This window comes from Kocuria salsicia (assembly GCF_007681555.1).
Classification (GTDB): Bacteria; Actinomycetota; Actinomycetes; order Actinomycetales; family Micrococcaceae; genus Kocuria; species Kocuria salsicia.
This window is the reverse complement of the sequence record NZ_VELE01000012.1, coordinates 13764-36483: the sequence shown is the minus strand read 5'-3', so window position 1 is coordinate 36483 and position 22720 is coordinate 13764. Positions and strand designations below refer to the sequence as shown.

Annotated in this window: 19 protein-coding genes, 1 riboswitch and 2 other annotated features; of the genes, 5 read left to right on the top strand and 14 right to left on the bottom strand. The window is 68.0% G+C overall.

The window, feature by feature from the left end; all coding sequences use genetic code 11:
* Window positions 1-448: 448 nt before the first annotated feature.
* Together FS770_RS12600 and FS770_RS12595 are read right to left on the bottom strand one after the other, a co-directional pair.
* Window positions 449-1921, bottom strand: a complete 1473-nt coding sequence (locus tag FS770_RS12600; RefSeq protein WP_145012419.1) for a hypothetical protein — start codon at window positions 1919-1921, stop codon at window positions 449-451.
* 41 nt (window positions 1922-1962) lie between these two features.
* A protein-coding gene (locus FS770_RS12595) for an IS3 family transposase (protein WP_231885598.1) occupies window positions 1963-3227 on the bottom strand; the annotation gives its coding sequence in 2 pieces (ribosomal slippage) (window positions 1963-2924 and window positions 2924-3227; 1266 coding nt in all).
* Window positions 2794-2928 (bottom strand) — a sequence feature (AL1L pseudoknot). Its footprint overlaps the gene before it by 135 nt.
* A gap of 60 nt (window positions 3228-3287) precedes the next feature.
* Between FS770_RS12595 and FS770_RS12590 the strand changes: the two genes are divergently transcribed.
* On the top strand, window positions 3288-3848 hold the full coding sequence (locus tag FS770_RS12590) for an aquaporin (protein WP_019311288.1): 561 nt from the start codon (window positions 3288-3290) through the stop codon (window positions 3846-3848).
* A 185-nt stretch (window positions 3849-4033) separates the two neighbouring features.
* Here FS770_RS12590 and cydD read toward each other — a convergent pair whose 3' ends face one another.
* The 3 genes from cydD to FS770_RS12575 are packed head-to-tail and all read right to left on the bottom strand — an operon-like array spanning window position 4034 to window position 10183.
* Window positions 4034-7480, bottom strand: coding sequence for a thiol reductant ABC exporter subunit CydD (cydD, locus tag FS770_RS12585; RefSeq protein WP_019311287.1), 3447 nt, complete (start codon window positions 7478-7480; stop codon window positions 4034-4036).
* Complete coding sequence (gene cydB, locus FS770_RS12580) at window positions 7477-8571, bottom strand: cytochrome d ubiquinol oxidase subunit II (RefSeq protein WP_019311286.1); 1095 nt, start codon at window positions 8569-8571, stop codon at window positions 7477-7479. Before cydB ends, cydD begins: the two co-directional genes overlap by 4 nt.
* A gap of 28 nt (window positions 8572-8599) precedes the next feature.
* Window positions 8600-10183: a cytochrome ubiquinol oxidase subunit I gene (locus tag FS770_RS12575; protein WP_019311285.1), complete on the bottom strand. Its 1584-nt coding sequence runs from the start codon at window positions 10181-10183 to the stop codon at window positions 8600-8602.
* Window positions 10184-10291: 108 nt separating this feature from the next.
* Between FS770_RS12575 and FS770_RS12570 the strand changes: the two genes are divergently transcribed.
* From FS770_RS12570 to FS770_RS12560, 3 genes are all read left to right on the top strand, one after another.
* The gene (locus FS770_RS12570; RefSeq protein ID WP_257879654.1) at window positions 10292-10678 is read left to right on the top strand and encodes a BlaI/MecI/CopY family transcriptional regulator; all 387 of its coding nucleotides are present in this window, start codon (window positions 10292-10294) and stop codon (window positions 10676-10678) included.
* A gap of 6 nt (window positions 10679-10684) precedes the next feature.
* Entirely contained in the window at window positions 10685-11635 is a 951-nt protein-coding gene (locus FS770_RS12565) for a M56 family metallopeptidase (RefSeq protein ID WP_019311283.1), read from the top strand.
* A 313-nt stretch (window positions 11636-11948) separates the two neighbouring features.
* Complete coding sequence (locus FS770_RS12560; RefSeq protein ID WP_145012416.1) at window positions 11949-13496, top strand: peptidoglycan DD-metalloendopeptidase family protein; 1548 nt, start codon at window positions 11949-11951, stop codon at window positions 13494-13496.
* Window positions 13497-13524: 28 nt separating this feature from the next.
* Here the strand turns inward: FS770_RS12560 and FS770_RS12555 are convergent.
* The 7 genes from FS770_RS12555 to FS770_RS13820 all read right to left on the bottom strand — a co-directional run bounded on the left by FS770_RS12555 (window position 13525) and on the right by FS770_RS13820 (window position 20903).
* Window positions 13525-14789 (bottom strand): IS3 family transposase gene (locus tag FS770_RS12555; RefSeq protein WP_231885598.1). Its coding sequence is split into 2 segments (ribosomal slippage): window positions 13525-14486 and window positions 14486-14789, totalling 1266 coding nucleotides; the frame shifts between segments, so codons are not numbered across the junction.
* Window positions 14356-14490 (bottom strand) — a sequence feature (AL1L pseudoknot). It overlaps the preceding gene by 135 nt.
* A gap of 321 nt (window positions 14790-15110) precedes the next feature.
* Complete coding sequence (locus FS770_RS12550; RefSeq protein WP_019311269.1) at window positions 15111-15758, bottom strand: vitamin K epoxide reductase family protein; 648 nt, start codon at window positions 15756-15758, stop codon at window positions 15111-15113.
* A complete protein-coding gene (locus tag FS770_RS12545; protein WP_019311268.1) occupies window positions 15751-17682 on the bottom strand; it encodes a bifunctional copper resistance protein CopD/cytochrome c oxidase assembly protein in 1932 nt (643 codons plus the stop codon). Before FS770_RS12545 ends, FS770_RS12550 begins: the two co-directional genes overlap by 8 nt.
* A 91-nt stretch (window positions 17683-17773) precedes the next feature.
* The gene (locus tag FS770_RS12540; protein WP_019311267.1) at window positions 17774-18460 is read right to left on the bottom strand and encodes a DsbA family protein; all 687 of its coding nucleotides are present in this window, start codon (window positions 18458-18460) and stop codon (window positions 17774-17776) included.
* A gap of 48 nt (window positions 18461-18508) precedes the next feature.
* On the bottom strand, window positions 18509-19423 hold the full coding sequence (locus FS770_RS12535) for a cation diffusion facilitator family transporter (RefSeq protein WP_019311266.1): 915 nt from the start codon (window positions 19421-19423) through the stop codon (window positions 18509-18511).
* Complete coding sequence (locus tag FS770_RS12530) at window positions 19420-19788, bottom strand: ArsR/SmtB family transcription factor (protein ID WP_050899539.1); 369 nt, start codon at window positions 19786-19788, stop codon at window positions 19420-19422. Before FS770_RS12530 ends, FS770_RS12535 begins: the two co-directional genes overlap by 4 nt.
* A 455-nt stretch (window positions 19789-20243) precedes the next feature.
* On the bottom strand, window positions 20244-20903 hold the full coding sequence (locus tag FS770_RS13820; protein WP_019311264.1) for a C40 family peptidase: 660 nt from the start codon (window positions 20901-20903) through the stop codon (window positions 20244-20246).
* Window positions 20904-20908: 5 nt separating this feature from the next.
* A riboswitch (cyclic di-AMP (ydaO/yuaA leader) is annotated at window positions 20909-21062 on the bottom strand.
* A gap of 387 nt (window positions 21063-21449) precedes the next feature.
* Between FS770_RS13820 and FS770_RS13815 the strand changes: the two genes are divergently transcribed.
* Window positions 21450-21602, top strand: a complete 153-nt coding sequence (locus FS770_RS13815) for a hypothetical protein (protein WP_156125410.1) — start codon at window positions 21450-21452, stop codon at window positions 21600-21602.
* Between the two features lie 55 nt (window positions 21603-21657).
* On the opposite strand, the gene FS770_RS12520 is transcribed toward FS770_RS13815, so the two are convergent.
* Window positions 21658-22356, bottom strand: coding sequence for a cation efflux transmembrane domain-containing protein (locus FS770_RS12520; protein WP_019311262.1), 699 nt, complete (start codon window positions 22354-22356; stop codon window positions 21658-21660).
* Window positions 22353-22685, bottom strand: coding sequence for an ArsR/SmtB family transcription factor (locus tag FS770_RS12515; RefSeq protein ID WP_019311261.1), 333 nt, complete (start codon window positions 22683-22685; stop codon window positions 22353-22355). The genes FS770_RS12520 and FS770_RS12515 overlap by 4 nt, the downstream gene beginning before the upstream one ends.
* Window positions 22686-22720 lie beyond the last annotated feature (35 nt).

The following is a 22720-nucleotide window of genomic DNA, read 5'->3' as shown; positions in this document are numbered from 1 at the left end:
GCCTCGCAGGTGTCTGAGGAGGCGGTGGCAGTCCCCCGCGGCCTGTTGAGACTTTGACCGCCGAACCCGCCACCGTCGCTGGCGTCGAACCCGACCCGGTGAACTGACCGAACTCAAATAGTGGTCATGGTGCAGCTGAGTATGAAAGGGAGAAGGGACGGTTGAGTCACCCCTCTACTGCAATGCGTCCATAGGCAGCAGATAGTTTGCTGTGGCCCACAGTGTTTGCAATGTCCTGGTGCAGCGGTGGCTGATGAGCGGGTCTACTTTTCCTTGCGAATGCCTTTGAAGCTACCGCCGCTTTGTTTTGCTTGGACAAACCGGCCGGTGGAGCTGTCGCGCTTCACCCAAGTGCCGGAGGCCGTCCTCATCTGAGATCGGCCGGCCACGGCGCCTCGCCTAGATCCGCGCCCAGTGTTCTTCGCCATGATGCCTCCTAGGGGTCATTCTACTCATCGGTGGGAACACTCGGTTGTGCGGAATTTTGGGCTGGGGCAGTCGGGCGTACAGACCCCGGGGTAGGGGCACTAGCGGTAGGGGACGTGCTAGGTCGAGAGCCAGTCTCGGTGTCGGTTCGACTGTCGCTTGGACTCCGTATGTACAGAATGCTCGAGACAAGAATCAGAGCCAGAAGAGTGACACTTAAGGCTGCCGAACTAACCCACCTCAAGCGTGAGCCCAGCGTGGAGGGCTCGCGCCCCAGTAGGACTGAAGCGGCAAGGGCCGCCGGACCGACGATGAGCGCAAGTGACCGTAGGTCCGTGGGTTGCTCGGTCACCAGGGCGAGGATCAGTAGCACTAACAGGCCAGTGACGAGGTATGGCACCAGTTGGAGGCGACGCAGCAGCCTGAGCTGAAAACTAAGTCGTATTCGGTAGTCGCGCTCGATGTCATGGGCGTAGAAGGCGCGGTTCTGGGGATCTTCGCGCGTCTGAAATGCCCCGTAGGAGTAGTCGTCTGAGCCGGGCTTCAATGCACGGAAGTCTTGGATCCAGACATTCGGGTCCGAGACCTTGAAGGTCACATGATTCGTCTGCGCGTCGGCGATCACGAGTTCTTGGGTCCCGCGATTCCGTACCCGCGACAAGTGCACATCGCGGCGTTCAGCGATCTTCACCAAGAACGGCTCATCCAGTGGGGCGCGCATGGCCACCATCAGATCGTAGTTGTTGGCATAGTCCGCGAGGACGTTGAGGAACTCTCCTGCGGCATTGGGCTCTGAGTCGCTTGCCTGCTGATCCATGGCCACTACTAAGTCGCGGTACTGGTCAAGCAATTCGCAGGCCTCTTCGTCCGTGCTTAGTGCCCCGGAAACGAAGAACTCGGGTAGCACTAGTGCCGGATTTTCCGGAGCCGAATAGTCGCGAAAAACATCGATGCGGGGCCGTAGCACCTCTCGGCAGGTGTCACTTACTCCCTCCCATCTGGCCAATGTCTTTGTTGGCACGGCCCGACCCAGTCCATCCTGGAGGTACTCCACCAAAGAAATCTCCTTGGTGTCAGACAACAGCTCTCCCGTGAAACCGCACACCGCGTTGAGCAACGTGTGCAGCTCCGGGGTCACCTCTTGGCCGCAGGATGCCGCCACCTCTGTCAGATAGAGCGACTGCCGCTCCGCTATCTCGAGTCTCGGCAGTACCCAGCCGTCCCCGTCTGGGCCCTGCGCATCGAAGTCCAAGAGCGGCCCACGGGGCATCGGGGCAACAGGGAGCACGAGCAGCGCGTGGGTGATCTCTACTGAAACTTCCGTACTGAGGTGCTGACGCAGCGGCGCCACCTGCAACGACCTCCGGCGCATGCATGTGGTGGCGGCATCAATTGAAATCTCCTCAACCACCCGCACCCGCCAGTCAAGCGGATTGGCGAGAAGCGCCGCGGTCACCTGACGATCATCGATCAGGTTTACCGCAGTCTCCGCCACACTTGCCTCCTGAAGCGCCCTGGGTCTGATGGAGACTCGCGCTATTTGATTCCGACCAGGTGTTCGCGGTCGGCTTGGACAGCATAGAACGCGTTCTCGAACTCGGCGGGCGGGACGTCGCCGAGGTAGCTGTGGAGGCGCTGCGTGTTGTGCCAGTGCACCCAACCGAGGGTGGCGAGCTCGAGATTCTCGACCGTCTTCCACGGCCCGGACCGGGCCGGCCCGCGGACGAGTTCGGCCTTGTAGTACCCGTTCACCGTCTCGGCCAGGGCATTGTCATAGCTGTCACCGACGGTCCCGATCGACGGCGTCGCGCCGATCTCCGCGAGGCGTTCGCCGTAGCGAATGGACGTGAATTGAGACCCCGCGTCGCTGTGACACCGCAGGTCCGCGTGGCGGTGACCTCTGGACCAGCGGGCCATCTCGATGGCGTCGAGGATCATCTCGGTGCGCATGTGCGACGCGACCCGCCACCCGACGATCATGCGGGAGAACGCGTCGATGATGAAGCACACGTACGCGACACCGGCCCAGGTCGCCACGAACGTCAGATCCGTCACCCAGAGCCGGTTCGGAGCGGTCGCGGTGAACTCCCGCTGCACCAGATCCGGGTGTCGCGCGGACGCCGGATCCGGCCTGGTCGTCTTCACCCGTTTCGAGCGCCTTGCGCCCTCGATCCCTGCCACCTTCATCAACCTCGCGGTCTGGTCGCGGCCGATCGCGATCCCCGCCCGCCGGGCCGCCTTCCAGAGCTTGCGGACCCCGTAGACCCGGTAGTTCGCCTCCCACAGCTCGACGAGCCGCGGGATCAGCTCCTCGTCCCGCTGGGCACGGGCGGACGGGGTGCGGGTCTTAGCGGCGTAGTAGCTGCTCGGAGCCACCTGCAACTGTCTGCAGATGAGCTCGACTCCGAGCCGGCGACCGTCGACGAGGTCGTCCTTGTTCGCGTCGATGAACGCGACTACTTCCGGTAGTGGCGGTCGAGCTCCGCCCCGAAGAAAGACGCAGCCCGCTTCAGCACCTCGTTGGCCCGGCGAAGCTCGCGGACTTCTTGCTCGAGCTCTTTCACCCGCTGCGCCTCCGCCGAGCTCACGCCGGAGGTGACACCCTCGTCGATGTCGGCCTGCTTCACCCACATCCGCACGGATTCGACCCCGTACCCGAGCTGCGTCGCGACTCGCTGCACGGTTCCTTGCGTGACCCCGAGCTCGGCCCGCAGCGTCCTCACCATCCGCACCGCGGCGGCCTTCTCCTCGTCCGAGTAGCGACGCGTCGTCGGCTTCCCATTCGCCAGTTCCTTCGGCATAACTCCATCCTCGTTTCCAAGGTCAGGAGCCTCCAACAAACTCACGGCGCTTCAGCGGTCGTGTCCGGGCGCACTCCGGCCAAGGTCGCCCTCGGCTACGTGGTGGCCCAGGTGCTCGGGGCGCTGGTCGCGGTGGGCATGCTGTGGGCGGTGCTGATGACACTGATTGATGCCTCCACCACCGCCCAGGCCTTGGGGGCGGTGGCCAACGGCTACGGGGAGAACTCCACCTCCCAAGCCGGTTGGTCCACCGTGCTTCTGGTCGAGTTCGTGGCGACGACGCTGTTCGTCCTCGTGGTCCTGGGCTCGACAGCCCCACGGGCCAACGCGGTCCTGGCCCCGGTGGCGATCGGGGCGAGCTTCGCCTTCCTGCTCACCATCCTGGCGCCTTTCGACGGCGGGTCGCTGAATCCGGCCCGCTCCACCGGCACCGCGGTTATCGGGGGTGTTGAAAGCCTGTCTCAGCTGTGGCTGTTTTGGGTTGCCCCGTTGCTGGGGGGTCTGGTGGCGGGTCTGATCTACCGTGTGGTAGATCTGGGCCGCTCACCCCGCCGCGCCACCGTGCCGCCCGCCGAAGACGCCACAGCGAGCACCGACACCTCCATCGCCCCGGGAGCGTGAGGGAGCCGAGCGGTGTCTCGTCACGGGATGGTCCTACTCGCCATGGCGTCTTCTCGGAGCCTTCCGGATTAACCCGTGCCAGCGCAGGTCAGCCGGGCGCCGGCGCTGAGGACGGGTCGAGCAGAGTCCCCGGAAGGGCTGTATCCCATCTGGGACGCCTGGAATTTTCTGCGTTGGCGGGACGGTCAGGGAACACGCGTCAGTGACCGGTCGCCGTTTCTAGCCTGCGCATGGTCACTGGTCTGTGCATGGTCACTGGGCTGTGGTGCGCAGTGCTGGTGCGCTCCTGGCAGGTGGAGGCGAACGTCTGCTCCAGTGCGTTGTTCGGCGTGGTGGGTCACGAGCACGACGATGCGGTCGGACAGTGCTGAGCGCAGGTCGGAGATCAGCGAGTGGGCAGCGGGTGCGTCGAGGTGAGCGGTGGGTTCGTCGAGGAGCAGGACGTCGGCGCGGGTGAGCAGCGCCCTGGCGACGGCGATGCGTTGTCGTTGGCCTCCCGAGAGGCTCCCTCCGCTCGGGCCGACTGGTGTGTCCAGGCCCTGGGGCAATCCACCCATGAAGGACTCCAGGCCCACGCGGGTAAGGACCTCATGCATGTCCTCATCGGTGGGCCGATCGTTTTTCCCCCGGGCGAGCAGGAGGTTCCCGCGGATGGTGGAGTCGAACAGGTGTGCCTCCTGGGGGCACCAGGCGAAGCGTCGCCGCAGCTGCCGGGCGTCGAAGGTGGTGCTGTCGGAGCCGTTGACCTGCCATGAGCCCTCCGCGGCGGGCAAGTGGCCCAGGAGGGTCGCCAGCAGGGTGGATTTGCCTGAGCCGGAGGGACCTTCAACGACGAGCCACCGGCCCCGGCGCACGGTGGCCTGGAGGTGGCGGAATGCCGGGGCCGGCGCCTGCGGCCAGGTGACGGCCAGGTCGGCCAGCGTCAGCTCTTGGACCTGAGCCGGAACCAGCCCGGCGGGGGGCCGAGGTCGCTTATGGCGGGTGGTTGTGGCGGTGACGGCATGGACCTTGCGCAGCGACTGGGCCAGCGCGGGCCACTGCTGTACCGCATCGACCGCGCCGAGCAGCGGATCGATCAGGCCCAGGGGCAGCAGCACGAGTGCGGCGACGACCGGTGCGGAGATTGTGCCTGCCGCCCGGGCTTCGACGGTGGTTGCCAGCATGAGCACGGAGGAGAGGGAGCAGGCCAGCACCACGACGGCCTCGCCCAGGCCCCGCGCCCAGGCAGTGGACCGGGTTGCGGTGTCCGCGGACTGCTCGAGGTCGTCGAGCCGGGCGAGCATGTCCTTGGCTCGATCGTTGGCGCGCAGCTCGTCGGAGGCGGCGACCATCGCGGCGAAGCGGCGGATCACGCTGGAGCGCACGACGGTGAGGTGGCGGGCCGCGGATCGGTCGGCCAGCAGCGCCGCGACGGGCCCGGCGAGCAGCCCGCCGAGGACGGCGACCAGTAGCGTGGGCACCGCGCTGGGGCACAGGGCCATGACGGCGACGACAGCCCCCAGGGCGGTGCCGGCCCCGGCCATCGGTGGCAGCAGGACCCGGGGGGCCAGGTCGCGGACCCGGTCGGCGGCGTCGACCAGGTGCTCCAGGGCCGCCCCACCGGTGGCTAGAACCCGGGAGGCCAGGCCTCGGGCGGCCAGCCCGGCCCAGATCCGGGACCTGAGCTCGGTGGTGGCGGACAGGACGGCGTCGTGGGTGGCCAGTCGTTCGGCGTAGCGCAGCACGGCGCGGCCGATGCCGAAGAAGCGGACGCCGACGATGGCGACCATCAGGTACATGATTCCCGGCTGCTCGCTGGCGCGCACGATTAGCCAGCCCGACAGCGTGGTGAGGGCGGCGGCGAACAGGGCTGAGGCCGTCCCCAGGGCCGCTGCCCCCAACATGCGCCAGCGAGTGGAGGCGAGGAACGCCCTGAGCTCGCCCAACGCACCACCGGAGGTCTCGGCGAGTGAAGAAGTGAACGCCTCGCCCTGGCGATCGGAGGCCTGCTGCTCCTCCGGGGCGGTGGTTCCTGGCTGGCGATGCGCCCCCTCCCCGCGGGGGCTGGCGGGCTGCCCCAGGAGCACTTTCTGGTCGGCGAGGGCGGTGATCTCGGTTTCGTGGGAGGCCAGGATCACGGTGGTGGTGCCGCGCAGGTTGTCGATGAGGTTTCTGATGCGGTGCGCGTTGGTGGGATCGAGGTGGGCGGTGGGCTCGTCGAGGAGCAGCAGCCGGGCCCCGGCGGTGATGCGGACCAGGCCCCGGGCCAGGCCCAGGCGGCGCAGTTCCCCGGGGCTGAGTTGGTTCGGGTCCGCCTCGGCCAGCCCGGTCAGTCCGACTCGCGCGAGGGCGTGGTGGGTGGAAGCGGTGTCGTGGGCGTAGAGCTGGATCTCGTCGAGGACGGTCTCGCCGACGGTGTGGATGTGCTGAGGCACCCAGGCCACTGCAGCCGGGTCGATCCCGTGGATGGTTCCTTTTTGGGCTTCGATGGTTCCGGCGAGGACCCCGAGCAGGGTGGATTTGCCGCTGCCGCTGGGGCCTTCGACGCTAGTGATAGTTCCGGAAGGGATTTCGGCGTCGAGACCGGATACTGCTGGGGAGGGCCGTCCTGGGTAGCGCACGACCACGCCACTGATTCGCACCGCGGGTGCCTGGTCCGCTGGGGTGTCCGGCTGGGGGTTGATCGTTGCGGGGTTCGATTCCGGTGGCGTCGGTCTGCGGATGTCGGGGGCCGGGGGCTCGGCGACGATCTCACGGGAGCAGTGCAAGGCTGCCATGCCGTCCTGGGAGGCGTGGAAGGCTGCGCCGAGGTCGCGGAAGGGGGCGAAGCATTCGGGGGCGAGGATGAGGGCAATGAGTCCCACCAGGAGGTCGAGGTCACCGTAGACGAGGCGCACGCCGACGAACACCGCCACGACGGCGACCGAGAGCGTGGCGATCAGCTCGAGCACGAGCGCGGAGAGGAACGCGGTGCGCAGGGTCACCATGGTTGTGTGCCGGTGCTGCTCGGAGACATCGCGCAGCGCCGCAGCCTGCTCCTCGATCCGTCCCAGGCCCACGAGGACGGGCAGTCCACGGGCGAGTTCGACCAGGTGGTGGGAGAGTCGTTGAAGGGCGGCGGAGGACTCCTCAGCCTTGTCCTGGGAGTGCAGCCCGATCAGTGCCATGAACACCGGAATCAGGGGCACGGTGAGCACGATGATGAGGGCGCTGACCCAGTCGGCGGCCAGGATCCGCGCCCCGACCAGCAGAGGCACGGTGGTGGCGGCGGTGACCGAGGGCAGCACGCGCGCGTAGTAGTCGTCGAGGGCGTCGAGGCCGATGGTGCCCACAGTGGTCGTGGCGCCGACGTCGTGGCCGCCCCCGGCCAGGAGGCGGGTGGCGAGTTCTCGGCGCAGCCCCCGCTTCGCCCGACCGGCGGCGCGGACGGCGACGACCTGGGTGGCCCAGGTGGTTGCGGCACGCAGCAGCCCGGCACCGACCCCGACCAGCAGAGCCCGTTGCCAGGCCGCCGTGTCATGAGCGATGACCCCGACGATGCCGCGGGCCAGGGCTTCGGCCATGCCGATCAGAGCCAGAGCCTTGAGCGCTCCGAGGAGGCCGAGGGTGAAGACTGTGGCAGCACCACCGGGGCCCAGCGGGGGACGTTTCATGCCTGCTGGTTCCCGTCCGTGCCCGTCCCCGGCACACCCTCACGTCGGGTACCCGCGGCGCGGCTCGGGGCAACGGCGGGAAGGACGGGGTGGGGGGCGGGAAGATGGCCGGTGGTCAGGCGCCGGCGGAACACCCAATAGCTCCAGCTCTGAGCGAGCATCACCGAGGGCAAGCCGATGGCCGCCACGACGGTCATGACCCCCAGGGTGTAGTCGCTGCTGGAGGCGTTGGCCACCGTCAGGTGGTGGGCGGGGTCGATCGTGGAGGGCAGGACCACGGGGTAGACGTTGGCGAAGATTGAGGTAAGGCCGCAGAACAGCAGTGCGGCGGAGCCGGCGAAGGCGCGGCCTTCCCGGCCCAGGCGGGCGCTGGTCCACCCGAAGAGCGCGGCGACGACCGCGGCACCGACCAGGGGCCAGGTCCAGGCCTTGTCGTGGAGCACTTGAACGGCCAACACCCACACGGTGAGCGGCACCAGCGCGGCCGGGCCGAAACGGAGGAGGAACTGGCGGGCACGCACCCGGACCGGGCCCTCGGTCTTCAGTCCCAGGAAGGCCGAGGCGTGCACGAGGCAGAAACCGACCAGCGCCAGCCCACCGAGCAGCGCGTAGGGCGTGAACCAGGCGAAGGCCCCGCCGACGCGGTCGCCGTTGGCGTTCAGCGGCAGGCCCGTAGTGGTCAAAGCCAAGGCAGCACCGAGCCCGAAGGCGACCAGGAACGATCCCCCGCCCAGGGCCCGGTCCACCCACCGCCGCCACCGGTCGCTGTGGACCTTGCCGCGGTACTCGATGGACACCGCCCGGAAAATCAGCCCGACCAGGACGAACACGAAGGGGACGTACAGGGCAGAGAACAAGGAGGCGTACCAGTCGGGGAAGGCGGCGAAGAGCCCGGCGGCTGCGGTGATCAGCCACACCTCGTTGCCGTCCCACACCGGGCCGATGGTATTGAGCATCTGCCGGCGCTGGCGCTCATCGCGGGTACTGGTGAGCATGAGCATCCCCACGCCCAGGTCGAAGCCGTCCAGGAGGATGAACCCGGTCCACAGCACCGCGATGGCGATGAACCAGAGAGTGGGAAGCAGTTCCATGTCAGGGGCCGTTCTGTGGTCGTCGGGCTCAGTAGGCGAAGGCCAGCACGTCATCGCGCCGACCGGTCATGCCCTCGGGATGGGCGGGGTCATCTTCGTGGTGGGCGAGCTCGGGCATGGCCGAGGCGACCCCGCCGCGCACGTAGCGCACGAGCAACCTCGTCTCCACCACCAGCAGGACCGCGTAGATCAGCCCGAGGGTGATGAGGGAGAAAAGGATCTCCTCCCCGCTGACTCCCGGGGAGACGGCAGCGGCGGTGTACATGTACACCCCGTCCACACCACTGGGGTTGGGATTCGGGACGACCACGAACGGTTGCCGTCCCATCTCGGTGAACACCCACCCGGCAATGTTGGCCCCGAAGGGTGCCAGGATGGAGGCCACCGCCACCCACATCAAGGGCTTGGAAGCCGGGACGGTGCCCTTCCGGGTGAGCCACAGCGTCAGCGCCGCGAAGCCGGCGGCGAGCATGCCGAAGCCGATCATCAGGCGGAACCCCCAGTAGGTGACCTCCATTAGGGGCAGGTAGTCGATCTTTTGGCCGGCCCGTTCGCCGTACATGGGGTCTTCAGGCAGGTGGGTGCCGTAGGCGGCCTCGTACTGTGGGATGAGGGTGTTCACGCCCTTGACTTCGGTGTCGAAGTCCCCGTGGGCCAAAAACGACAGCAGGCCCGGGATCTCGATGACGTTGGTCACCTGGTCACAGTCCTGGGCTCCGAGCGGGCCCACGGCCAGCACCGAGAAGCTGGTGCCATCGTGGCAGGCCGCCTCAGCGGCGGCCATCTTCAACGGCTGCTGGTCGAACATGAGCTTGCCCTGCAGGTCCCCGGTGGCGGCGACCCCGCCGAAGGCGACGGCGGCGACCACCGCACCGATGCGCAGGCTGGACAGCCACACCGCGTGGTCGACCCGGTCCCGCCCGGGAATATCGGCCCGCTCTCCCACGACCACGGCACCGGAGTCGTCGACGGTGTCGATGTTGTCCCGGCGGCGCTGCCACAGCTGGTACCAGGAAACCCCGATCAGGAACGCCGCGCCCACTGCCACCGCTCCGGCCAGGGTGTGGGAGTAGGCCACCAGGGCCGTGTTGTTGGTCAGCACCGCCCACACGTCGTTCATCACCGGGCGGCCGTCCACCATCTCCACGCCCACCGGGTGCTGCATCCAGGAGTTGGCGACGATGATGAAAAAGGCCGAGACCACGGAGCCGAGCACCGCGGTCCACAGCGTGGCCAGGTGCAGCTTCTTGGGCAGGCGGTCCCAGCCGAAGATCCACAGGCCCAGGAAGGTGGACTCGAAGAAGAAGGCGAGCAGGCCCTCCATCGCCAGCGGTGCGCCGAAGACGTCGCCGACGAAGCGGGAGTACTCGCTCCAGGCCATCCCGAACTGGAATTCCTGCACCAACCCGGTGGCCACGCCCATGATGAAGTTGATCAGGTAGAGCTTGCCCCAGAACTTCGTCATCCGCAGCCAACGCTCGTTGCCGGTGCGCACCCACATCGTCTGCATGAGCGCCACCAGCAGACCCAGCCCGAGCGTGAGCGGGACCATCACGAAGTGGTAGACGGTGGTGATCCCGAACTGCCACCGGGCGATCTCCAACGGATCCATGGGTTGTCCCCCAAGCCTTTTTACAGTGGTGTAGAAGTAGTTCTACGAGTCGTAGAACTACTTCTACACCACTGTAGAACACGTGGGTCGGTCCGCTAGAATCAGCTGGTGGCAACCAACGAATCGAAACGTGCAACCTCCTTAGGTGACCTGGAGCGATCCATCATGGAGATCCTCTGGCAGGCGGACACCCCCCTGTCGGCCTACGACCTCCAGGACCAGCTCCCCCTAGCCACCGACAGCGGTCGCCCCCGCGCCGCCACCACCGTGCTCACCGTCCTGTCCCGCCTGGAGCGCAAAGGCTTCGTCACACGGGAACGCACCTTCCGCCCCCACCGGTACCACGCCGCAGCGTCCCGCGAAGAGCACATGGCCTCCCTCATGCACGAGGTCCTCGGAACAGCCAACGACCGGGCCGCCGTACTCGAACGCTTCGTCGGGGGCGTCAGTTCCGAGGAGGCACAAACTCTGCGGCGCCTCCTCGACGACCACTGAGTCCATGTGATCAGCGCCTCGATCGGCCTCGCGGCATTTGCTCTCGCCCTGGCCTGGCCCGTCCCGATCCTTTTCTCGCACGCCAAGTGGCCGACCCGCGCCCCCGCCACCGCACTGGTGCTCTGGCAGGCCGTCGCCCTGGCCGGCGGGCTGTCGATGCTCGGGGCCTTGCTCACCTTCGGCCTGGCCCCTTTTGGGCCGGACTTGGTCACGGGCGGCATCAGCTTCGCCGCTAGCTTCTTGGGAGATCAGCCATGGGTGCCCGCAGGCCCGATGCACATCCTCGCGCTGTCCGGAGCAGTTCTGCTCGGCGGGCATCTGCTGCTGAACCTGATGGTCACGATTGTGCGCGCCGAACGCGATCGCCGGCGCCATGCCCAGCTGGTCCTGCTCCTGAGCACACCGTTGCCCGATGCCCCCGGCACCCGGCTCCTCGACAACCCCGCCCCTGTCGCCTACTGCCTCCCGGGGGCGTTCACCACGATGACCGTCCTCTCTGCCGGATTGCTGTCACTGCTCGATGAAAACGAGCTGGACGCGGTGATCGAGCACGAGAAGGCACATGCCACCCAACGCCATGACATCGTGCTGATGCTATTCCGCGCCTGGAAGGCTTCCCTGCCCTGGTTCCCCATCGCCGACCGCGCTCACCGCGAAGTCGGGCTCCTCGTCGAGATGCTCGCCGACGACCGCGCCCGCCGGAGCGTCGACGACCGTACCCTCGCCCGAGCCGTCGCCCTTGTCAGCACCGGTGGATCCGCTGCTCCCTCGCACCGCTTCCAAGGCACCTGGACAGGCGCGGCCCCTGCCGAGGACGCCCGTCATCGCATCCTGCGACTGGAGGCCACGCCCGTGCCGGCGGGACAAAAGGCAACAGTCATCGGCGCAGCCGCTGCGCTCATCATCGTGCCCACCATCTTGCTGCTCGCCCCCGGCCTCACCAATCTGCTCGACTGACCACAGGCGCGAACCACCCTGGCTGCCACGGCAACACCTGACCCATGACTCGGCGCCCTGACACCGAGATCTACCGCGTCACATGAGGTACATCAGCGCCACTTTGCCACCGATTCAGGAACCTCGAATCGGAGGGCGGCAGCTCTGCGCGTCATACAGCGTTGCGTGCCCGCACGACACCGCATTAACGGGAGCGAAGACGTATCCTCAGGAGGATTGTCCGTGCTCCTACGCGCACACCAATGTTTGATGCCTGCGGTCCGTTGCTCGATCTTTCCGTCGTTGCCCGCGACGTCCTGGGGGAAACACCATCATGCCCCGTGACTCCTCTCGCCGCCCTGCCAAGCCCGACCTCCGTCACCGCGCCTCCTCGCCGGTGAGCGCCCTCGCCGCGTTCTCGGCCCTCGTGGCGCCGAGCGTGGCCGTCAGCTCGGGCGTCACTCCGGGGGCCGGCGAAGAACGAGGGGCTGCCTTCGGGGTGTCGGCGGGCTCCTCGGCCTCCTCGGAGCGGTCGGACAGCGGGTGGAGCCTCTTCGCGTCAGGTCAGGAGCGGCAGCACCCTCCGGCGGCACCGTTGCGGCAGAACCGTTCCACCTCGCCCGTCCGTGACGGCGCCGCAGGCAACGGGTCCTGGCGCCAAGGCACCGGGCCGGGCGACGCCGCCCGGAACGCGGCCTCGACGGTGCGCCCGGGGCGACATGCACCGAGGCTGTACTCGGGCGAGCTTCCCGTCAACACCCTCATCGCCCCCACCACTCCCGGGGCCGTCCTGACCGGGGGAACCTTCGGGTGGCGGATCGCCCCCGATCGCGGCGACCGCGAGTTCCACAACGGCACCGACGTCTCCGCAGCCGCAGGGCTGCCGGTCGTGGCGGCCGCCGAGGGCGAGGTGACGGCCGTGTTCTGGGACGTCTGGGGCGGCAACCGTGTGGAGGTCACCCACGCGGACGGACTGAGGACCACCTATAACCACCTCGAGGACGTCAGGGTGGCCACCGGTGACCGGCTGGCCGCAGCCGAGCAGCTCGGTTCCGTCGGTGCCACCGGAACCCGAGTCACGGGACCAAACCTGCACCTCGAGACCTGGGTCGACGGGCAGGCCGTGGACCCCCAGTCCTTCGACTGGGTCGACGGTCTCCGCGTCATTCCCGCCTCCCGCAGCAAGTACTCCTTGGAGGTGCCCGTGCCGGCCCCCGTGGATGACGAGACCACCGCCAAGAAAAAGGCCGCCTCGGACGAAGAAGCTGCCGAGCAGAAGGCCGCTGCCACCAAGAAGGTCACGAAGGAGCCCCAACCCACGGCCGAGCCTTCCGCTCCTGCGAAACCCAGCCCCACACCGGCCCCTCCACCGTCAGCGGCGCAAAAGCCCACGGCCATCCAGACCAAACCCGTAAAACCCGCCCAACCGGCACCAGCTCCTGCCCCGCCCGGCCCCACAACGGCACCACCCCAACCGGCACCGTCACCGTCTGCGGACACTGGGAGCGAGAAGGAGCTCCTGCCCGGAGTGGCGCCCCGGGTTCCGGACACCAAACGGGACACCGATCGCGACGGCACCCTCGACATCAATGACACCGACCTCGACGGGGACGGCATCGACAACAAGGCTGACGACAACCTCGACGGCGATAAGTTCATCAATGAGGTTGATCCGGACATGGATGGGGACGGCCTGCTCAATGAGGAAGACCCGGACATCGACGGGGACGGCATCCTCAACGACAAGGATGAGGAACCCATACGCCCGGCACGAGTGGCGCCCGCCAAACCAACTCCCGAGACTGGTGTGCCCAGCGATCCTGTAGGGATTACGGCCCCTGCCGGGGGAACTCAGGCTGCTGGGACCTCGTCGGCCTCCTGAAGCGCCCTGGGTCTGATGGAGACTCGCGCTATTTGATTCCGACCAGGTGTTCGCGGTCGGCTTGGACAGCATAGAACGCGTTCTCGAACTCGGCGGGCGGGACGTCGCCGAGGTAGCTGTGGAGGCGCTGCGTGTTGTGCCAGTGCACCCAACCGAGGGTGGCGAGCTCGAGATTCTCGACCGTCTTCCACGGCCCGGACCGGGCCGGCCCGCGGACGAGTTCGGCCTTGTAGTACCCGTTCACCGTCTCGGCCAGGGCATTGTCATAGCTGTCACCGACGGTCCCGATCGACGGCGTCGCGCCGATCTCCGCGAGGCGTTCGCCGTAGCGAATGGACGTGAATTGAGACCCCGCGTCGCTGTGACACCGCAGGTCCGCGTGGCGGTGACCTCTGGACCAGCGGGCCATCTCGATGGCGTCGAGGATCATCTCGGTGCGCATGTGCGACGCGACCCGCCACCCGACGATCATGCGGGAGAACGCGTCGATGATGAAGCACACGTACGCGACACCGGCCCAGGTCGCCACGAACGTCAGATCCGTCACCCAGAGCCGGTTCGGAGCGGTCGCGGTGAACTCCCGCTGCACCAGATCCGGGTGTCGCGCGGACGCCGGATCCGGCCTGGTCGTCTTCACCCGTTTCGAGCGCCTTGCGCCCTCGATCCCTGCCACCTTCATCAACCTCGCGGTCTGGTCGCGGCCGATCGCGATCCCCGCCCGCCGGGCCGCCTTCCAGAGCTTGCGGACCCCGTAGACCCGGTAGTTCGCCTCCCACAGCTCGACGAGCCGCGGGATCAGCTCCTCGTCCCGCTGGGCACGGGCGGACGGGGTGCGGGTCTTAGCGGCGTAGTAGCTGCTCGGAGCCACCTGCAACTGTCTGCAGATGAGCTCGACTCCGAGCCGGCGACCGTCGACGAGGTCGTCCTTGTTCGCGTCGATGAACGCGACTACTTCCGGTAGTGGCGGTCGAGCTCCGCCCCGAAGAAAGACGCAGCCCGCTTCAGCACCTCGTTGGCCCGGCGAAGCTCGCGGACTTCTTGCTCGAGCTCTTTCACCCGCTGCGCCTCCGCCGAGCTCACGCCGGAGGTGACACCCTCGTCGATGTCGGCCTGCTTCACCCACATCCGCACGGATTCGACCCCGTACCCGAGCTGCGTCGCGACTCGCTGCACGGTTCCTTGCGTGACCCCGAGCTCGGCCCGCAGCGTCCTCACCATCCGCACCGCGGCGGCCTTCTCCTCGTCCGAGTAGCGACGCGTCGTCGGCTTCCCATTCGCCAGTTCCTTCGGCATAACTCCATCCTCGTTTCCAAGGTCAGGAGCCTCCAACAAACTCACGGCGCTTCACGATGAGCAGGGGCAGCACTGGCGTGGGTGTCCCACTAATGGTGGTCGCTTCCATCCCTCAAACGGAGCGCGTCGTGTCACCGGATGCGCGGCACCGTCGGGAACAGCCAGAGGGCCCCTGCCATGGCAGGGGCCCTCTGGCTGTTGTTCGAGGACATCCAACAGCAGGTGCTGCGGCAAGATCCAGGGGGCAGTTGTCGGGTCGCTGGACATCGTGGCCATGGCATCTTTGAAGGGGCGCTATGGCCGGAATCGTTCAGGGGTGGGTCAGAGGCCGGTGAAGGTAGAAAAGAAGCGGAAGAACACCGAGGCAGCCACGGCCACGTAGGCGATGGCCACCAGGGTCCAGGCCCACTCGGTGGCGAAGCGCACCAACCGGGGCGGGGCGGGGATGACGCCGTGGGCGAGGTTGCGCACGGTGAGCAGGAGGAACAGCGGGATCATCGCCGCCCACACGATCATGCAGTACAGGCACAGGATGTAGATCGCGAACAGGGCCTGGGACCACAGCCAGATCACGAACACCGCCCCGAGAGTGACCCCGACCTGCAGGCCCGCCCAGTACCAGCGCCCGAGGCGGGCCCCGGCCAGGATCGTCATGGCGGTGGTGATCACCACCGCGAAGGCGACGATGCCGATCAGCGGGTTGGGGAAGCCGAAGAGCTCCGACTGCCAGGTGCCCATGACTTGCCCGCAGGACACCCAGGGGTTGATGTCACAACTGGTGACGTGGCCCGGGTCCTTGTAGAGCTGAAGGCGCTCGAGCACCAGAATCGCCGAGGCGACCCACCCGATCACCCCGGTCACCAACAGGACCAGGGCGAAGGGGCGGCGACGGGCGAATCCGGGCAGGTGCTCCTCGGCGACCGGGCCGGCGCCTGGGTGGCGGTGGGCGCTGGTGGTGGTTTCAGCCATGGTGGATGTCCTTGGGGGTTCCTCGATCAACGGTGGCGTCGGTGGTGCCGTGCTGGTGTCTTCGAGCCAGGACGGCCAGGGCCGCGGCCAACAGGGGCAGGACCCCGGCCAAGAGGATGGAATGGGCCGCGGATTGTTGATCCGCCAGCGGAGAAGGCCCCCAGTCTCGGCCGAGTCCGGAGAACCACTCTGGTTGGATCACCGTCGGTGACAGGGCCGTGAACACCACCCAGATCCCCAGCACGGTGGCCACCGCGAGCAGCACCAAGGCCTGCGTGCGCACCGCTCTGCGGTCCGGTGGGGCGGCCAGCGCGGCGGTAGCGAAAATCAGGCCCAGGGCCACGGCGGTGGTGTTCATCAGCTCGTGGCCGACGTGGGTGTGCAGGGCCACGGCGAAGGCGGGGGTGTAGTAGAAGACGCCCAGCCCGGCCAGCATCAGGATCCCGGCCGGGGCCGGGTGAGCCAGCAGGGCCCCGGCCCGGGAGGTGCGCCATGCAGCGGCGAGCTCGCACCACCCGGTGCTGCCGTCAGTGCGGACCGGAACCAGGGCCGCGGCCAGGCGGCCGGGCGCTCCGGCGATCAGCAGCAGCGGCACCGGGAAGCTCAGCAGCAGGTGGGCGGCGGTGTGGACGCTGAACAGGATCGGGGCGTAGAGGGCCATCGCTCCGCAGGTGACGTAGACCAGCAGCACCAGACCGGCCAGGAATGCGGCCGTGCGTGCCACCGGCCATGGTGCGCCGGTGCGGCGCAGGTGTCGGGCCCCGCCCAGGTAGAGGCAAGCCGCGAGGATCGCCACGGCGATCCACAGCCAGTCGACGCGCCACTGGGTGAACCAACCGGAGAAGCTCAGGGGCGGGGGCAGGAGGTAGCCGGTGAGGATCTCCGCGGGGGTGATGTCAGGTTGTCTCTCCAGAGGCACCGGGGTGGGGGTGCGTGCCAGGGCCACGCCCAGGGCCATCACGGCGCAGAGGATGAAGACCTCCACGGTGATCAGCCGCCACACCCGGCCTAGCGTCGGGGTGCCGGCGGTGATCGCCCGGCGGTTCAGGTACCCCAGCACGCCCAGGGCCACGGTGGCGATCGTCTTGGCGATCACCAGCGCCCCGTAGCCGGAGTCCAGCCCGTCCCAGCCACCGATCCGGTAGACGGTGTTGATGACTCCCGAGACAGCCACCAGGACGAAAGCCACCCCGGCCAGGGCCGAGAAGCGTTCCAGCACGGTCCGGGCTGACCCGTGGCCGGTGGCGGGGGCGGTCAGCAGCGGGGCGAGCAGGGCGAGCACGATGATCCCGCCGGTCCAGATCCCGGCACCGAGCAGGTGCAGGGCCAGAGCATTGACGGCCCCGTTGTGATCATCGACCCCGGCCACGTGTCCCAGTTGGGACAGCGGGATGACGGCGGCCAGGGCCACCAGGGCGGTGGCGGCCACCGCCGCCGGGGAACGAACGAGCACGGCCAGGGTGGTGGTCAGTGCCGCGGCCACCGCGGTGACGGCCCATGCTTGGCCGGGGATCAGGCGGGTCACGTAGTAACCCAGTTGCCCGGTGAACTCGGCCGAGCCGGACACGGGAGCCCCGATGGTGTCGGCGTAGCTGAGCACGATGATCGCCACCGCCGCCAGGGTCCACACCGCGGCCGCGGCCGCAGCCACCGTCATGGCCCGGGCGAAGGCCGGGTGCTCGGCCCTGGTCTGTCCCGCTCCGGGGACCGGAGTGGACCGGGGCACCACGGTGGTGGCGAAGACCAGCCCGGCCCAGGTGATGCCCATGGCCAGGTGATGCACGGTCGTGGCCAGCGGCAACCCCCAGCGCACCAGGACCCCGGGATCGAGCACTTCCCGGGGCGCGGTGGCCCCGGAGGATCCCAGGGCCACCCACAGCACGGCCAAGGTCCCCACCCCGATACCGATGTAGACGGCAGCCATGGCGCGCCGGCGCCGTCCAGTCGGCGTCGGGCCGGGAGGCGGGGGGAGGACCACCGGCGGGGTGGGCGTGTGGGGTGGGGTGACCATTGGGTCAGTCGGTGGCTGCGGTTTCGACGGCGTCCCGGAAGCCTTCCAGGGACTCGGGGTTGAGCACTTCCCCATCGAGGAAGAACGTGGGAGTCCCACCCACCCCCAGAGCCTCACCGTCAGCGACATCGAGCTCGATGCGCTCCTGGGTGGCCGGATCAGCCACCGCGGCGTCGAAGGCGGCCATGTCCAGGCCGAGGTCTTCGGCAAAGCCGCGGAAGACCGCGCTCTGGTCCTCGGCCGACTCCCCCCACTGTTCCTGGGTCTCGAACATACGCTGGTACATCGCCTCGTACTGTCCCTGCTGGGCGGCGGCTTCGACCGCGAGGGCGGCGTTCATGGAGTTGCGGTGGCCCGGCAGCGGGAAGTAGCGGTGGACGAAGGTGACGGTGTCGGCGTACTCGGCCCGCAGCTCCTCGATGACGGGGTAGGCGGCCCGGCACCCTTCGCACTCATAGTCCAGGAACTCCACCAGCACGGCCTGTTCGTCCGGTGCCTGGGAGAGCACCCGGCTGTTCTCCCGCACGACCTGCCCCTGGCCCTGGGGCACCGTTTCGGGGGTGGAGTTGGCACGGGCGATGAGGATCGGGATGGCCACGGCGGCCACGACGGCGACCAGGAGGACCCACACGATGATCTTGGCCTTGGAGGGCTTCTGCTTTGGGGTGGGCGGGCTGGCGGTAGTACTCACAGGGGTGTCCGTTCTGTCTCCGGCAGCAGGGCGTACCGGTGGAGGGGGCTAGGGGTGGAGGGTCTCATCGTGGCGGTGGGAGGCCGGTTCGATCTGGAAGGTGGAGTGCTCGATGGCTACGTCGAAGTCACGGGCCACGCAGGCCTGCAGATCCGCCAGGACGACCCCGGCGTGCTCAGCGTTCAGGCAGCCGTCGTGGACGGTGACGTGGGCCGAGAGCACCGGGGTGTCGGAGTCGATGCGCGAGGCGTGCAGATCGTGCACACCGACCACGTGCGGCAGGGCTTCCAAGCGGGTGCGGACCTGCTCGAGGTCCAGGCCCTTCGGGGTGGTTTCCATCAGGACCTCGATGGTGTCGCGCAGCAGGATCAGAGCCCGCGGCACGATCAGGGCGGCGATCAACAAGGACACGACCGCATCCGCCCGGGTCCACCCGGTGGTGGCGATGACGATCGCGGAGACGATCACCGCTACCGAGCCCAGGGCGTCGTTGGCCACCTCCAGGAACGCGGCCTTCATGTTCAGGTTCTCCCCCCGGCCCGAGGCGAGGATGACCAGCCCGATGATGTTGCCGACCAGCCCGACCACCCCGAACCACAGCATGGCCGTGGACTCGACCTCGGGGGGCTCCAACAGCCGGCGCACCCCTTCGACGGCGATGAACCCGCCCACAGCCAGCAGCACCGAGGCCTGGGCGGCCGCGGCGACGATCTCGGCGCGCTGGTACCCCCAGGTGCGTTTGTCCGTGGCCGGTTTCAGCGCCAGGGTCGCGGCGGTGAGGGCGATGAGCAGCCCGGCCGAGTCGGTGAACATGTGCCCGGCATCGGCCAGCAGCGCCAGGCTGCCCGAGACCACCGCACCGATGATCTCGGCGACCATAATCGTGGCGGTGATGGCGAACACCACTGCCAGTTTCCCCCTCCGCCCGGCGCCGGCGTGGGAATGATCGTGCTCGCCGCTCATACCGGAATCTCCTGGGTGGTGGCGTCATCGGCGAGGGCCTCGGCGGCGCACTCGGGTGTCCCGCACCGGCACACCGGTTCGACGGTGAGGATAGTGCCCAGCAGGTCCTCCAACGCGTGGGCCAGCTTGGGGTCCGAGAGTTCATAGCGCACGTTGCGCCCCACCGGCACGCCCACGACCAACCCGCAGTCGCGCAGACAGGCCAGGTGGTTGGACACGATCTGCCGGCTCACCCCGATCCGGGCCGCCAGTTCCGAGGGCACCGCTGGGCCCTGCTGCAGCTGCAGCAGCACCGCGGCCCGGGTGGGATCGGCCAGTGCTTTGCCGAAACGGGACATCGCCGCGACCGGGGACAAGATCCTCATCCAATAACCGTACAGCAGAATCTGTATCAAAGGAGATGAGGGGCTTCCCTTGATGATCGGGCAATGTCCAGCTCGTATTCATACGGTGAGGGCGGACGGGGGTGCCGTCCGCCACTGCGGCATCCCCGTCCCCCGAGCCATCGCTGCACCCTAAGGGCTCTCGCTCCAATGCCGAGGCGGAGCAGGATAAGCACTGCCCGCGTCCAGCGGAAGACAGGGCAAGGCCATGAGCACTCTCCGATCCTCTCCGCAGGACTGCTCCCCGTGTGCCGATTCGCTGGCGTGTGCACATCGACAGGATCGTGGCAATCGTTCGAGTCTGCGGCTACAGCTGCGGAGTGCACCCATGCGGTCCATCCGAGTGCACCCATGCGGTCCATCGACGATGATCCTGGCGGGGCACTCCGCACCTGACGGATGAGCCCACCGGCCGGCCTTCACCACATCGGCGAGACTCACCGGTAGGTGTAGTACCCGTCGACGGGCATGGCGTTGACGGAGTGGACGAAGGTGCCCTGGGTCGGGTTCAGCGCCGAGACCATCTTGCCGCCACCGATGTAGATGCCGATGTGGTTGCCGCCGTTCTGGGACACCAGGTCACCAGGCTGCGGGTTGGACGTCGGGGTGGCGGCGGCGATCTGCTGGAAGCTGGTGCGGGGGATGTCGATGCCGTTCTGGGCGTAGACCCAGCCGGTGAATCCGGAGCAGTCCCAGGCCCCGAAGGAGGTCCCGCCCCAGACGTAGCCGGTGCCCACGCCCTGCATGGCCGTGCCCACGATGCCGCCGGCGGCCGGGGCGATCTCGGTGATGGCGGTGGACTGCGGGCTCACGCTCGAGGTGGCGGCGCTCTGCTGCGGGGCCGGGGCTTGGTCGACGGGGGCGGCGGGCTGCGCGGCGACCGGGGCCGGGGTGGTGTAGGAGGCCAGATCGGCCATCGCCGAGGCCGGAGCCGCATAGGAGGACCCGGAGGCGGCGGGGATCTCGGCGTAGGCCTGGGCCGGAGCGATGGAGCCCACCAGCGCTGCGCCGGCGGCGGCGACGACGGTGGTGGTACGCACGGCGCGCGAGGAGGTCTGGGCGCGGTGACGGGCAGTGTGCTGCTTGAAAAGCGACATGGTGGAGTTCCTCCCTTTGCCTACGAGGTGAGCTGTCGGATGCGGGTGGGAGACACCCGGCCGCAGAACGCACGCGCTCTGAGACTTAACCCCAAGGCCCCGGTACACCGGGACCGGTAATGGTTCCCCCGCTTCTGCCAAGCGATTTCTCTTCAGGAACCCCGAGCACCGGCAGAACTCGGCGATGTGCCACGAGGGCGCCGACAGGATCAGTGGTCGGCACGCACTGAAGAGTACAAGGAGATTACGAAACAATCACAATCCGATTCGGGAATGTATAGAGATCGTAAAGAAGTGGTCAAGGCTTGATGAAGACCTGAATTGTTGTCGGCTTTTTCCTGTTAATTTCCCGAGAAAGGCGGGGCGCTCTGCGCTTTGAGTGAGGTGGCTTGTTGGTGCGTGGACGCTGCGCGGGGAGTCGTCGCCCACACAGCGGTGGGGACAGGAGCCACTTCAAAAGGCGCGGCGGGTGGATCGAGAGCGAAGCCCGCGGCCATCCTGGGATATTTCGCGCTGCATCAAGCCCCGGAAATTTGGGCTCTGTCCATGCTCGCACTGACTGGCGGAACGTTAGCCAGCGTTGTGGTCGAGGAGATGCCCGACCAAGCCCACGAAGGCGACACCAGCGTGCCGGGACCGATCCTGCTCACCGGCGGAGTTGCGCTGTTCGCCGCGATCTCCGTCTACCTCGGTTCCTGAGAAGCCGTGCGCCCCGGCGTCCTCGTCTCGGGGCGCCGACGCGTGCCGACCGTGCTCAGTGGGCGCAGTTGGGACCGCATCCACCGCAGTGTGCACCGTCCTCGGCGGTGAGGACCGCAACGGGAGTGCAGCAGGCGTCTCCGCGCCAGGCCTCCAGCCCCTCCTTGACCGCCACGGCGGCGATCACCAGCGCAGCCAGCGGGTCGGCCCAGGACCAGCCCAGGGTGCTGTTGAGCACCAGGCCTACCAGCAGCACGGCGGAGAGGTAGGTGCACAGCAGGGTCTGCTTGGAATCGGCCACCGCAGAAGCAGAGCCCAGCTCCCGGCCGGTGCGGCGTTCGAACCAGGACAGGAACGGCATGATGAGCAGGCTCACCGCGGCCAGGGCGATCCCGACCGGGGAGTGTTCCGGCTCGGCGGCCCCGAGCAGGGCGCGGATCGCATCGACGGTGACGAAGGCAGCCAGGCCGAAGAAGGAGAACGCGATCACCCGCATCGCCACCTTTTCCCGTCGGTGCGGGTCCGGGGCGGCGAACTGCCACGCCACCGCCGCCGCGGAGAGGACCTCCACGATCGAGTCCAGGCCGAAGCCGATCAGCGCCGAGGAGGAGGCGATGGTGCCGGCGGTCAGGGCGATGACCGCCTCGAGCACGTTGTAGGTGATGGTGCCGGCCACGATCCAGCGCACCCTGCGGTGCAGCACCGCCCGGCGTGCATCGGCGATGGGCTTGGGGTCCAGGGTCAGGGAGGTCATGTGCAGGTGCATCCTTCCGGGGAGCAGCAGGTCGGGTCCACGGTGACCACCAGCTCCAGCAGGTCCCCCAGGGCAGCCCCGAGGCGGGGATCGGCCAGGGAGTACCAGGTGCTGCGCCCCTCGGCGGTGGAGGTCACCAGCCCGCACCCGCGCAGGCACCCCAGCTGGTTGGAGATCACCTGCTTGGACACCCCCAGGGCCTGAGCCAGTTCCGAGGGCCGGGCCGGGGCGTCTCGGAGGGACAGCAGGATCCGGGTCCGGGTCCCGTCCGAGAGAGCATGGCCCAACCGGGACAGGGCCGAAGTATGGGTGGGGGTCACCGCGGTCATCCCCCCTACGGTACAGGTTTCTGTGTACTGTTGAG